9 protein-coding genes are annotated in these 12885 nt (G+C 64.5%); 7 read left to right on the top strand and 2 right to left on the bottom strand.

What is annotated here, in order from left to right; genetic code table 11:
• Positions 1–153 precede the first annotated feature (153 nt).
• A complete protein-coding gene (locus C6V82_RS01720; protein WP_102589167.1) occupies positions 154–1545 on the bottom strand; it encodes a 3-hydroxyacyl-CoA dehydrogenase NAD-binding domain-containing protein in 1392 nt (463 codons plus the stop codon).
• A complete protein-coding gene (locus C6V82_RS01715; RefSeq protein WP_180978327.1) occupies positions 1542–2327 on the bottom strand; it encodes an enoyl-CoA hydratase/isomerase family protein in 786 nt (261 codons plus the stop codon). The genes C6V82_RS01720 and C6V82_RS01715 overlap by 4 nt, the downstream gene beginning before the upstream one ends.
• Positions 2328–2587: 260 nt before the next feature.
• On the opposite strand from C6V82_RS01715, the gene C6V82_RS01710 reads away from it, so the two are divergent.
• The 7 genes from C6V82_RS01710 to C6V82_RS01680 all read left to right on the top strand — a co-directional run bounded on the left by C6V82_RS01710 (position 2588) and on the right by C6V82_RS01680 (position 12867).
• Complete coding sequence (locus C6V82_RS01710; RefSeq protein ID WP_107164706.1) at positions 2588–3685, top strand: cyclase family protein; 1098 nt, start codon at positions 2588–2590, stop codon at positions 3683–3685.
• Positions 3686–3735: 50 nt separating this feature from the next.
• Positions 3736–4713 carry a TRAP transporter substrate-binding protein DctP gene (dctP, locus tag C6V82_RS01705; protein WP_180978326.1) on the top strand — a complete coding sequence of 326 codons (978 nt, stop codon included), beginning with the start codon at positions 3736–3738 and terminating at the stop codon, positions 4711–4713.
• A gap of 62 nt (positions 4714–4775) precedes the next feature.
• On the top strand, positions 4776–5252 hold the full coding sequence (locus C6V82_RS01700) for a TRAP transporter small permease (protein WP_229843111.1): 477 nt from the start codon (positions 4776–4778) through the stop codon (positions 5250–5252).
• Positions 5252–6568, top strand: coding sequence for a TRAP transporter large permease (locus tag C6V82_RS01695; RefSeq protein WP_102589162.1), 1317 nt, complete (start codon positions 5252–5254; stop codon positions 6566–6568). The genes C6V82_RS01700 and C6V82_RS01695 overlap by 1 nt, the downstream gene beginning before the upstream one ends.
• Before the next feature lie 21 nt (positions 6569–6589).
• Positions 6590–8758, top strand: coding sequence for a thiamine pyrophosphate-dependent enzyme (locus tag C6V82_RS01690; RefSeq protein WP_102589161.1), 2169 nt, complete (start codon positions 6590–6592; stop codon positions 8756–8758).
• Complete coding sequence (locus C6V82_RS01685; RefSeq protein WP_102589160.1) at positions 8751–10346, top strand: indolepyruvate oxidoreductase subunit beta family protein; 1596 nt, start codon at positions 8751–8753, stop codon at positions 10344–10346. Before C6V82_RS01690 ends, C6V82_RS01685 begins: the two co-directional genes overlap by 8 nt.
• A 235-nt stretch (positions 10347–10581) precedes the next feature.
• Positions 10582–12867, top strand: a complete 2286-nt coding sequence (locus C6V82_RS01680) for a bifunctional salicylyl-CoA 5-hydroxylase/oxidoreductase (protein WP_102589159.1) — start codon at positions 10582–10584, stop codon at positions 12865–12867.
• The last annotated feature ends 18 nt before the right edge of the window (positions 12868–12885 follow it).

Raw genomic sequence — 12885 nt, 5'->3', positions numbered from 1 at the left:
CCGCTCGTCGATTTGTTCAGCATTTCACTTGCTAGCGGCGGTGCCTCGCTGCCGAGGCGTTCGGGCCAAGCCCGATCACGGACTACAAGACTCTCCCCTGCACGCGTTGCTGTCAATCCTATCTCGGCGAGTTCTCAACGCACCTTCTAACGCTTATTCATCCGCGTAGCGCTCACCCTCCGGGAGGCTGGCAAGGGCGCGGCGTACCGCCTGAAGACGCTGGCGGCCAAGCCGATCACGCAGGCTCATGGGGCCGGTCGCCAAGTTCAAACCGAGACACATGGCGGTGTCGATCTGCGCGGCTCCGGCCACACCCTCGGATTCAACGCGCTGCGCTTCGTCGGCAAGCATCATCACCATGCGCGCCACGATCAGGCCGGGTGCATCCCTTACCGCTACCAGTCTGAAACCGGCGTCTTCGGCAAGCGCCTGCCAGTGCGTCAGCGTTTCCTGGGCTACCCCATGAGCCGCATAAGCCAGGTTCAAGGGGCCTCGGTCGGTTGCTGGGCTTGGCATGGCATCCAGCACCACCACGGGTTGGCCTGTTCGGCTGGCCACTGCCTGGGCGGTCTCCCCTTCACTGACCAGGCAGTGCGCGCCACCCGCCTGGTTCAATAGCGCCGCCAGGGCATCCACACTGGCCTGCGGCCTCTTGCACTCACGTGGCGCTTGGGCCTCCCGTGGGTAGCGATAGAACCCTTCGCCACTCTTGCGGCCAAGCTTGCCCGCCTCGACTTTCTCGACCAGCAATGGCGAGGGCAGGAAGCGCGCCGGACGGCCCAGCGCTTCCCAGATGGTGCGGGTCGCACCGAGTCCGATATCGAGCCCCACCAGGTCCATCAACGCGAAAGGCCCCAGCGGGAAACCCGCGCCATCGGTCAGGCAGGCATCGATCTCGGCCTCGGTGGCCACTCTCTCTTCCAGCATCCGCAAGGCCTCGCCGTAATACGGGCGAGCACACCGGTTGACGATGAAACCGGGGCTGTCCAACGCCACGACAGGGTGCTTGCCGAGCCCTTCGACGAAGGATGTCAGCCGCTCGCAGGTCTCGGCCGAGGTGAGTTCGGCGCGCACCACTTCGACCAGCCGCATGACCGGCGCCGGGTTGAAGAAGTGCAGCCCGGCGATGCGTTCGGGACGGCGTGCGCCCTTGGCGATCTCGCCGACACCCAGCGAAGAGGTATTGGTACACAACAGCGCCTGGGGCGAGCAGTGCATCTCGAGCGCGTCGAAAAGCGCACGCTTGATCTCGAGACGCTCGACGATCGCCTCGATGACCACCTTCGCCGGCGCAAGGTCGGCAAGCTCAACGGCGATCTCGATGTTTTCGAGGATGGACTCTGCCTCAGCCTCGCCGAGCTTGCCCCTCGCGACCCGCCGCGCAAGCGACTCACCGATCGCTTCGCGGGCACGCGTTGCCGCGCCCTCGGCGACGTCGTAAAGCAACGTCGGCCAGCCTGCCTGGGCACACAGCTGGGCAATGCCCTGGCCCATGGTGCCGGCCCCCACCACGGCCACTGCGTTCAGCCCGCTCTGCCCTGTCATGACGTTTCTCCAAAGCGTGGTTTGCGTTTTTCACGGAAGGCGCGCATGCCCTCTTCCTTGTCCGGTGATGACAGCAGCACCTCGAAGCTGCGCCTTGCCATCTCGAAACCCTGGCGATGCATCTCCTCGGTGGCCGAGAGCACCGCACGCTTGGCGAGCCTCTGAGCCAGCGGCGCGCCCTTGGTCAATCGGTTGGCGGTCGCCATGGCCGTGGCCAGTGCCTGGCCCATTTCGCAGCACTGGGACGCCAGCCCCCATTCGAAGGCCTCGCGGCCGCTGAAGGTATCGCCGGTCAATGCAAGGTGCATGGCCCTCGTCTTGCCGAGCGTGATCGCCAGGCGATGCAATCCTCCGGCGCCGGGAATGATGCCAAGGCGTATTTCCGGCTGGCCGAGCTTGGCATCCTCGGCGACCACCAGCAGATCGGCGCTGAGCGCCAGTTCGCACCCACCGCCCAGGCAGTAGCCCTCCACGGCGGCGATCACTGGCTTGTCGAGACGCTGCAGACGCTGCCAGGCGCTTACCCGCGGATCGCCCGGCCCATCGGCTGCACCACGGGCAGCGAGCTCATCGATATCGGCACCAGCGGCGAAGTTTCCTTCGCTGCCGGTGATCACCAGGCAACGCACCGCGGGGTCGCTGTCGGCGCGCTCGGCGGCATCGGCAAGCCCCAGCATCAGCTCGGTATTCAGGGCATTGCGGGCCGCTGGGCGCTGAAGCGTCAGCACCGCCACCTGGTCACGGATGCTTACGTCCAGACTCGCTTGCGTTGATGTGGACACGTTGTTCTCCCGGGTTGCCAATGACATGACCCTCGCGAGGATCGATTCCACCACGCCAGTCGCGATCCCTCCAGTCGCCCTCCTGCAATGGCCTTCTGCTGCTGGGTCATGGGGGTGGCTATCACCATAATTGAGAACAGGCAAAACATTCAAACTTAAAACTTTACACTTGAAGCATTTGTCGTAACGGCATAGGTTTGAGGCAGTGGGCTGGCCAACAGGCCAACTCGAAAACACTTACCTTCCGGGAGATAACAACAATGGATCCCCGCTGGAACCTGTTTGCCGCATCCACGCTGGTGGCTGCACTGACGACTTCGAGCGCTTTGGCCGCGGCGCCGCCAGACCCCGATCACCAGGCCATGCTGGAAAACTCCCGACAACACATCCCCCTTCCACCCTGGCCCAATGGTGACCAGGCGGGAATGGGCAATACACAGGGGGCCGGCACCTGGCAGCGCTGCGCCTTCCACATGGCTCGCCCCGACGCCAGGACCTACGAGCTGTCCCATGTGCGCTCGGCGAACATGCCCCAGTCCCCCTTCGCGGCTCCGGCGTCTTCCGAATTCGATCCCACAAGCGGTATTCCGGGCACACGTCACGGGTTCAATACCGAATCGGTCAGCGGGAATGTCGGCGGACAGGGCACGCAGCTCGATGCACTGGGCCATTTCGGCCATCTCGCCACCCCATGGGATGGGCAAGGTGAGTTTCCCGCCGATGAGCTGCGCTACTACGGCGGCCTGACCCAGGATGAGGTAAAACCCTCCGCGGATGCCCCCTTGAGCAAGCTGGGAGTCGAGCACGTTCCACCGATCGTGACTTCGGCGGTGCTGCTGGACGCTTCTGAATACCTCAACGAAGGCGAGCCGCTCGCCGCCGGCACACAGATCGACAAGGCCGACATCCAGGGAATGATCGAGGCCCAGGGCCTTGGTTGGCGAGGCCTTCAGCCGGGTGATGTGCTGTATGTGCATACCGGCTGGGGCAGCCGCTGGGATGATGAAGACGGCATCTACTACGGCATGGGGCCGGGGCTCGACTACGACACCATGGCGTGGCTTGCCGAGCAGGCCATCGTGCTGGTGGCGCTGGACAATCCCTTCACCGACCCAGTCCCCGAGGGCATGCTCTCGGGCGAGTCGGCGCCGCAAGGCGTTCCCGACGGGCTACCTTTCGCCATCCACCACCACAACCTGACCCAATCAGGCATCTACCAGATTCAGAACGCCAACCTCGGCGAGATGGCCAGGGATAACGTCTGGACCTCATGCACCATGATCCTGCCCAACCGAACGCAGGGAGCCGCTCAAGCGCCTGTTCGTCCGATTGCCATTGGCAGCCCCACAAGACCGTAAACACCGATTGATGGACAACATTGATGGACAACAACAAAGGAGTATTCATCTTGAAACTCGATACCCGTCTGATAACCGCAATAGGTACCGCGCTTGTATCCGCTGGCCTGGTAACGCAAGCCGTTGCCGACACCGCGACGCTGAGAACCGTCAGCGCTTTCACCCCCGGTACCGCCATCCCGCACACCTTCGAGCAATTCCTCGATGAAGTGGAGAGCGACGCCGACGCACCGGTGAAGTTCAATTTCCTCGGCGGGCCGGAAACCATGCCGCCCTTCCAGATCGGCAATGCCGTGAGTACTGGCGTGGTCGACATGGCCTTCGTCACCTCGGCCTTCTATACCAGCCAGTTGCCCGCCGCCCATGCCCTGAACCTGACTCGCTACTCCCCCGAGGAGTTGCGCGAGACCGGCCGCTTCGAGCAGTTGCAGGAAATGTGGCGTGAGCAGATGAACGTGCACTACCTGGCCTATACCAACTATGGCAACCGCTACCATCTGTATCTCAACGAACCCGTCGAGACACCGGATCTCGATGGCCTGCGGATGCGCATCACGCCCGTCTATCGCGCCTTCGTCGAGGCCATGGGCGGCGAAGCGGCCCAGACACCGCCCGGCGAGGTCTACACGGCGCTGGAGCGCGGCACGGTCGACGGCTATGGCTGGCCGATCCAGGGCATCTTCGACCTGGGCTGGCAGGAACACACCCAATACCGCCTGGACCCTGGCTTCTACCACGTGGAAGTGGGCGTACTGGTCAACCAGGACACCTGGGAAGGCCTGACCGACGAACAGCGCGAATACCTCACCGAGAAGGCCGTGTGGCTCGAAGGGCTGAACGATCAGAACGAGCAGATCAACGCCGAGGAGGCAAGGCGCCAGGCCGACGCCGGCATCGAGGCCATCGAGTTCGAGGGTGAGGCACGCGAGCGCTATCTCGAGATGGCCTATGAGGTCCAGTGGGAGCGGCTGAGCCAGGAGCATGCCGAGAATACCGAGCGCCTGAAGGCCATTCTGGACAGCGATTGATCATGTCGGCTTCCACACCCAAACCAGCCCCCACGACACTCCAGAGGGGATACCACATCGTGATGCAAGCCTGCGGCCTGTCCGCAGGCATCCTCATTGCGTTGGTATCCGTGGTCATCACCGCCAATGTGCTGAGCAGGAACCTGGGGGTTGGCTCCATCTACGGCACCATCGAAGGCAGTGAATACGCCATTGCCGCGGCGACCTTCCTGGCCGCGCCCTGGGTGCTCTACCAGGGCGCCCACGTCAGGGTCGACCTGCTGCAGAACGCCCTGCCGGAGCGCCATCGGCGGCGCCTGGAGATGCTGATCAATCTCTTCGGTGCAGTGATCTGCGTGCTGTTCGGTCACTTTCTGCTGGCCGTGGCGGGGGACTACCTGGCCAAGGGCACCCTGGTCTTCAAGTCCTTCGTGTTCCCGGAGTGGTGGACCTTCATTCTGCCGGTGTTCTGCTTCGCCTTGCTGACCATCGAGTTCCTGCGCCGCTTCTGGCGCCTGATGTTTCCTGCACGATGTTTCCTGGACAAGGGTGACGCCTGATGGAATGGCATTCCGCATTACTGCTTCTGGTAGGAGGCTTGATCACCCTGATGGCGCTTGGCATCCCGGTGGTCTTTGCCTTCATCGCCATCAACCTGGTGGGCGCCTTCCTGTTCATGGGCGGCGAGATGGGCATGATGCAGATGGCGCGCAACAGCGCCGAGGCCATCACCAGCTTTTCGCTGATTCCGATCCCACTGTTCGTGCTGATGGGCGAGGTGCTGTTCCATACTGGCCTTGCCTACAAGGCGATCACCGCCATCGAGCGCCTGATCAGCCGTGTACCGGGTCGACTGAGCATCGTCTCGGTGCTCGGCGGCACCGTGTTCGCCACGCTCTCGGGCTCGAGCATCGCCAATACCGCCATGATGGGCAGCTCGCTGCTTCCGGACATGCTCAAGCGCGGCTATCACCCGAGCATCGCCATGGGGCCGATCATGGCCGTGGGTGGTATTGCCATGCTGATTCCCCCCTCGGCACTCGCCGTCACTCTGGGGAGCCTTGCGGGGATCTCGATTGGCGAGCTGCTGATCGGCGGCATCATCCCTGGCCTGTTGATGGGCGTTGCCGTGCTGCTCTACGTGATGCTGCGCTGCTGGCATAACCCGGCACTGGCACCCGCCGACAGTGGCGAGGAAGGCATGACCCTGTGGCAACGCTGGCGCCCCTTCTGCGTCTACGTGCTGCCGCTGAGCGGGATCTTCTTCGCGGTGGTCGGCAGCCTGCTGGCGGGCTGGGCGGAACCCACCGAATCGGCCGCCTTCGGGGCGGTGTCCGCCACCATCGCCGCCGCCTGCTATCGGTGCCTTTCACTGGCATCGCTTGCCAAGGCGCTCATGGAGACCGCCAAGGTCTCGGTGATGATCCTGTTCGTGCTGGTGGCCTCGACGACCTTCTCGCAGTTGCTCTCCTTTTCCGGCGCCACCAGCGGGCTGTTGCAGGTGGTTACCGGCTGGGACCTGACGCCGTTGCTGGTGGTGCTTGGCATGCTGCTGGTGCTGCTGGTACTGGGCTGCTTCGCCGACCAGATCAGCATGATCATGATCACCCTGCCATTCTTCATGCCGATCGTCTCGACGCTGGGTATCGACCCGGTGTGGATCGGCGTGCTGTTCCTGGTCGCCATGGAGATCAGCTTCTTGACGCCGCCCTTCGGCCTGCTGCTGATCGTCATGCAGGGGGTGGCACCGCCAGGCATCCGTCTCACCCAGGTCTACCAGGCGGCGCTGCCCTTCCTGCTGTTGCAGCTGTTGATACTGGCGCTGGTGGTGGCTATCCCGTGGCTTGCGGTCGGCCTGCCCAACCTGATGCGCTGAACAACCCAAGGACAACACAACATGGCTGAACGTACTTTCGTCTCGGAAGTCGGGAAACTCCACCTTGGCGAGGGCGACACCTTCCAGGGCGAAGGCATCCTGGCGGTGACCAAGGCGCTGCTGCAATCCGGAGTCGCCTATGTCGGCGGCTACCAGGGTGCGCCGATCTCGCACCTCATGGATGTGCTGCATGATGCGCATCCGATCCTCGAGGAGCTGGGAGTTCACTTCGAGAACAACGCCAGTGAAGCCGCCGCCGCCGCCATGCTGTCGGCGTCGGTCAACTACCCCCTGCGCGGCGCGGTGGCCTGGAAGTCCACGGTGGGCACCAATGTGGCCTCGGACGCCCTGGCCAACCTCGCCTCGGGCGGCGTGACCGGCGGCACCCTGATCATCGTCGGCGAGGACTACGGCGATGGTTCGAGCATCATGCAGGAGCGCACGCACGCCTTCGCCATGAAGAGCCAGGTGTGGCTTCTGGACCCACGCCCCAACCTGCCCTCGATCGTCGAAGCCGTCGAACACGGCTTCGAGCTCTCCGAGGCCAGCAACACGCCGGTGATGCTGGAACTGCGTATTCGCGCCTGCCACGTGCATGGCCGTTTCCAGACCCGCGACAACCGGCCACCACGCTTCTCCATCGACGAGGCGATCGCCAATCCGGTGCGCGATACCAGCCGCATCGTGCTGCCCCCGGCGAGCTTCGCTCACGAACATGAGAAGGTGAACGCGCGCTGGCCCGCGGCCGTCGAGTACATCCGCGAGCATGGCTTGAACGAGTTTTTCCCGGGGGAGCGCTCGGACATCGGCCTGATCATGCAGGGCGGGCTCTACAATACCGTGCTGCGCTCGCTGGAGCGGCTCGGGCTTGCCGATACCTACGGCAACAGCCTGATCCCGCTGTACGTGATGAACGTTACCTACCCGCTGGTCGACGATGAGCTGGAGGCCTTCTGCGCCGACAAGCGCGCGGTGCTGATGATCGAGGAGGGCCAGCCCAACTACCTGGAGCAGGCCGTGGCCAGCATCCTGCGCAGCGCCGATATCCAGGCGCGGCTGCATGGCAAGGACGTGCTGCCCAAGGCGGGCGAATACAGCGGGCAGGTCATGCTTGCCGGGTTGCTCGCGTTTATGGGCAAGGCGGCACCCGACCTGCTGGCAGGCGCCGACGCACCGGCGGCCATGGCAAGCCCAACCGCCACCCCCGAGCTTCCTCCCAGGCCGCCGGGGTTCTGCACCGGCTGCCCGGAGCGCCCGATCTTCACCGCCCTGAAGCTGGTCGAGCGGGAACTGGGACAACACCATGTCAGTTGCGACATCGGCTGCCACCTGTTCTCGATCCTGCCGCCCTTTAACATCGGCAACACCACCATGGGCTATGGCCTGGGCGCTTCGGCGGCCTCGGCGTTTCACGGCTCCCAGGGGCGCCGCGCGATCAGCGTGATGGGCGATGGCGGCTTCTGGCACAACGGCCTGACCAGCGGTGTGGCCAATGCGGTCTTCAACAACGAAGACAGCGTGCTACTGATCGTCGACAACTTCTACTCGGCGGCCACCGGCGGGCAGGATATCCCCTCGTCGCGCGCCGAGAACCCCATACGTCACACCAACATCCCCATCGAACAGGCCGTCAAGGGTGTCGGCGTCAAGTGGCTGCGGGTGGTCGACGACACCTATGACGTGCAGCGCATGAAGGACATCCTGAGCGAGGCGCTGACCACCGAGGAGACCGGCCCCAAGGTGATCATCGCCCAGTCGGAATGCATGCTTAACCTGCAACGCCGCGAAAAGCCGAAGGTCCGTCAGGCCCTCGCCGAGGGCAAGCGAACCGTGCGCGTGCGCTTCGGGGTCGACAGCGACACCTGTACCGGCGACCACTCGTGCATACGCATCTCGGGCTGCCCGTCGCTGTCGATTCGCGACAACCCCGACCCGCTCAGGGAGGACCCCATCGCCCAGGTCGACAACACCTGCGTGGGGTGCGGGCTGTGCGGCGAGGCCGCACACGCCGCGGTGCTTTGCCCATCGTTCTACCGCGCCAGGGTGATCAGCCACCCCAATCGGCGCGACCGCCTGTTCGAACGCATCCGCCAGGGTGTCATCAGCCGGCTACAAGCATGGCGCGAGAAACGCCTGGCGCAGTTGCCGCCCTCCACCTTCACCCCGCTCACGGGAGACCAGCATGCCTGAACTCAATCCTGCGCCACGCCCCATCACCATCGCCATCATGGCCATGGGCGGCCAGGGCGGGGGGGTGCTTGCCGATTGGGTGGTGAGCCTTGCCGAGGCCAATGGCCACCTCGTACAGGCCACCTCCGTGCCAGGGGTCGCACAGCGCACCGGGGCGACCATCTACTACCTCGAACTGTTCCCCGAAGCCGAGGCGCAGCGAAGCGGCCAGGCACCGGTACTGGCCCTGATGCCCTCCCCGGGTGACGTGGATATCGTGCTTGCCGCCGAGTTCATGGAAGCTGGCCGCGCCCTGGAGCGGGGTCTGGTGACACCCGACCGCACCACCGTGATCGCCTCCAGCCACCGGGTCTACGGCATCACCGAAAAGAGCGCCATGGGCAATGGCATACTCGACCCCGAGCCCGTCCGCCAGGCCCTGCACGACAAGGCCAGGCAGGTCATCGAGTTCGACATGGACGCCATGGCGCACCAGCAAGGCAGCGTGATCAGCGCGGTGCTCTTCGGCGCCCTCGCGGGTAGCGAAACGCTGCCCTTCGCACGTGAGGCCTTCGAAGAGGCGATTCGCAAAGGGGGGATCGGTGTCGAGGCAAGCCTTCGCGCCTTCGCCGCCGGCACTGAACACGCCAGCACCACCCCCTCACCCGACCCACGCGACGATGCCCAGGGCAAGACCGAAAGCGGCCTCGATCTATCCCACCCCACGGAACTGCACGCCCTGGAACAACGGATCGACGAATTGCTGCCGGCCGATGCCGCCGACTTTGCCCGCGATGGGGTGCGGCGCCTGATCGACTACCAGGACACCGCCTATGCCAGCGAGTACCTGGACCTGCTGTCGCCCCTGGCGCGCAAGGAGCAGACAGTGGCCGCCGAGCGGCATGGCATTCCGATAAGCCAGGAGCTGGCGCGCCATCTCGCGCTGTGGATGAGCTACGAGGACACCATTCGCGTCGCCGACCTGAAGATACGCCGAGACCGCCAGGAGCGGGTCCGGGAAGAGGTCAAGGCGAAGCCGGACCAGATCGTCTATACGGCGGAGTTCATGCACCCCAGGGTCGAGGAGGTGTGTGACACCCTGCCGGCACCGCTTGGTCGCTGGATCATGAACACGGGGTGGGTGCGCAAGCCACTGGCCAAGCTGACCCAGCGAGGGCGGCGCATCAGCCCCCAGCGCTTGCGTGGGTTCCTGTTGCTGTTTTCGGTGGCGAGCCTGCGTCGCTGGCGCCGCGGGACACTGCGCTATGTGGAGGAGCGGCGTCGCATCGAGGCATGGCTCGCCACGGTGGAGCGGGCGCTGGATATCGATGCCAACGTGGCACTCGAGGTCATCAAGGCACAGGGCCTGGTGAAAGGCTATGGCGACACCCACCGGCGGGGCCTGGCCAGCTTCGATACCGTGATGCAGGGCTTCGAACGATTCGGCGATCAACCCGACGCCGCGGCGAAGTTGAAGGACTTGCGCGATGCCTCCCAGGCCGATGAGGAGGGCACGGCCCTCAAGCGCAGCGTGGGCGAATGGATGCCTCAGGCCGATTCTGGTGCCGAAAAGCACAGGAACCGGATCGATATCCAGCAGCTCAACTGACACCCCATGGCCTGGATTATAACTTTCAAATCAATTAGATAATGATATACCCAGTCAAGCGCCGGGAATATATTTCAAGCTTAAACTTTTTATACTTGAATTTTCCCGGGCGCTTTCCTACTCTCTTTCATATTCAGGGCTTTTATATTCAAGGCTTTTATACGCAAGGCTCAGCCATCAGCCTCGTCGTACTTGAGCCAGGTCGGTCTGGAAACACGCCAGTGTGGAGAAAACAATGAGAATCGCTTGTCTGGGTGGAGGGCCCGCGGGGCTCTACTTCGCCATCAGCATGAAACGCCATGACCCCTCCCACGAGATCGTGGTGATCGAGCGCAACCAGCCCGACGACACCTTTGGCTGGGGAGTGGTGCTTTCCGACGAGACGCTGGACAACCTGGCCGCCAACGACGCACCCAGCGCCGAGCGCATCCGCGAGCACTTCGCCTACTGGGACGACATCGCGGTGATTCACCAGGGCGTGAAGACGGTATCCACCGGGCATGGCTTCTGCGGCATCGGCCGGCACAAGCTGCTGGTGCTGCTTCAGGAGCGGGCCCGGGAGCTGGGGGTGGAGCTGCGCTTCGGCTGCGAGCTCGACGAGTCACAGATCGACTCCTTGCGTCATGAGTACGACATGGTGCTGGCCGCCGATGGCCTCAACTCGCGCACCCGCACTCGGCATGCCGAGCACTTCAAGCCCGACATCGATGTGCGTGCCTGCAAGTTCGTGTGGCTTGGCACCCACCAGACCTTCAATGACGCCTTCACCTTCATCTTCGAAAAGACCGAGCACGGCTGGGTGTGGGCCCACGCCTACCAGTTCGATGACGACACCGCGACCTTCATCGTCGAGTGCAACGAAGCGACCTGGCAGGCCTTCGGCTTCGGCGAGATGAGCCAGCAGGAATCCATCGCGGTGTGCGAGCGCATCTTCGCGCGCCACCTGGGCGGCCATTCGCTGATGAGCAACGCCAACCATATTCGCGGTTCGGCATGGATCAACTTCCCCCGCGTGTTGTGCGAACGCTGGAGTTTCGACAACGTGGTGCTGATGGGCGATGCCGCGGCCACCGCGCACTTCTCCATCGGCTCCGGCACCAAGCTGGCCCTGGAAAGCGCCATCGCGCTTGCCGACTACCTGCACAGTGAACCCGACCTGCCCGCCGCCTTCGACCGCTACGAGGAGGAGCGCCGCACCGAGGTGCTGCGCCTGCAGTCGGCGGCACGCAACTCCACCGAGTGGTTCGAACAGGTGGAACGCTACCTGGACCTCGACCCGGTGCAGTTCAACTATTCGCTGCTGACCCGTTCCCAGCGTATCAGCCACGAGAACCTGCGCCTGCGCGACCCCCAGTGGCTTGCAAGCGCGGAAGGCTGGTTCCAGGCCCAGGCCGGCAACCCGGACAGCACCCGCCCGCCGATGTTCGCGCCCTTCCAACTGCGCGACATGGCCCTGGCCAATCGTGTGGTGGTCTCGCCCATGGCGCAGTACAAGGCCATCGACGGCTGCCCCACGGACTGGCACTTCGCTCACTACGCGGAACGCGCCAAGGGCGGTGCCGGGCTTGTCTACACCGAGATGACCTGCGTGACACCCGAAGGTCGCATCACGCCTGGGTGCCCCGGCTTCTACTCCTCGGCCCACGAGGTGGCCTGGAAGCGCCTGTGCGATTTCGTGCACGCCGAGACCCCCGCCAAACTGTGCGCCCAGATTGGCCACTCCGGCCCCAAGGGCTCGACCCAGCTCGGCTGGGAGGAGATGGATGCCCCGCTGCCGGAAGGCAACTGGCCGATCATGGCCGCCTCGGCGGTGCCCTGGGCGGAGCGCAACCAGGTGCCGAAGGCCATGGACCGTGCCGACATGGACGCGGTGCGCGACGCCTTCGTCGACGCTGCGCGCATGGCCGACCGCGCCGGGTTCGACATGCTCGAGGTGCACGCCGCCCACGGTTACCTGCTGTCGTCGTTCATCACCCCGCTCACCAACCGCCGTGACGATGAGTACGGCGGAAGCCTGGACAACCGCCTGCGCTATCCGCTGGAAGTGATTGGCGCGGTGCGTGACGCATGGCCCGCGCACAAGCCGCTGTCGGTGCGCATCTCGGCCAACGACTGGGTGGGCGAGGAAGGCATCACCCCGGACGACGCCGTCGAGATCGCCCATCGCCTCAAGGCGGCCGACGTGGACATCGTCGATGTCTCGGCGGGCCAGACCTCGACCCAGGCACGTCCGGTGTATGGCCGCATGTTCCAGACGCCATTCTCCGACCGCATCCGTAATGAAACCGGCATGGCCACAATGGCGGTGGGCAACATCTACCAGGCTGACCACGTCAACTCGATCCTGATGGCGGGCCGCGCCGACCTGGTCTGCCTGGCGCGTCCGCACCTGGCCGACCCCTACTGGACGCTGCACGTGGCGGCCGCGCTTGGCGATCGCGAAGCGGCGTGGCCGGCGCCCTACCGCGCTGGCGCCGACCAGTTGAAGCGCCTGGCCGAACGCGGCGAAGGATGGGTGTAGGGCGATGGGAAGCGACGA

The sequence above is a fragment of the Halomonas urumqiensis genome (assembly GCF_003028575.1).
Taxonomy (GTDB): domain Bacteria; phylum Pseudomonadota; class Gammaproteobacteria; order Pseudomonadales; family Halomonadaceae; genus Halomonas; species Halomonas urumqiensis.
The sequence above is the reverse complement of the archived record's forward strand: the minus strand, read 5'-3'. Positions and strand labels throughout refer to the sequence as shown.

Bases quoted from the DNA above. Each gene is read 5' to 3' on its own strand.
- C6V82_RS01720 (WP_102589167.1), bottom strand. From the start codon at position 1,545: ATGACAGGGCAGAGCGGGCTGAACGCAGTGGCCGTGGTGGGGGCCGGC.
- C6V82_RS01710 (WP_107164706.1), top strand. From the start codon at position 2,588: ATGGATCCCCGCTGGAACCTGTTTGCCGCATCCACGCTGGTGGCTGCA.
- C6V82_RS01700 (WP_229843111.1), top strand. From the start codon at position 4,776: ATGCAAGCCTGCGGCCTGTCCGCAGGCATCCTCATTGCGTTGGTATCC.
- C6V82_RS01695 (WP_102589162.1), top strand. From the start codon at position 5,252: ATGGAATGGCATTCCGCATTACTGCTTCTGGTAGGAGGCTTGATCACC.
- C6V82_RS01690 (WP_102589161.1), top strand. From the start codon at position 6,590: ATGGCTGAACGTACTTTCGTCTCGGAAGTCGGGAAACTCCACCTTGGC.
- C6V82_RS01685 (WP_102589160.1), top strand. From the start codon at position 8,751: ATGCCTGAACTCAATCCTGCGCCACGCCCCATCACCATCGCCATCATG.
- C6V82_RS01680 (WP_102589159.1), top strand. From the start codon at position 10,582: ATGAGAATCGCTTGTCTGGGTGGAGGGCCCGCGGGGCTCTACTTCGCC.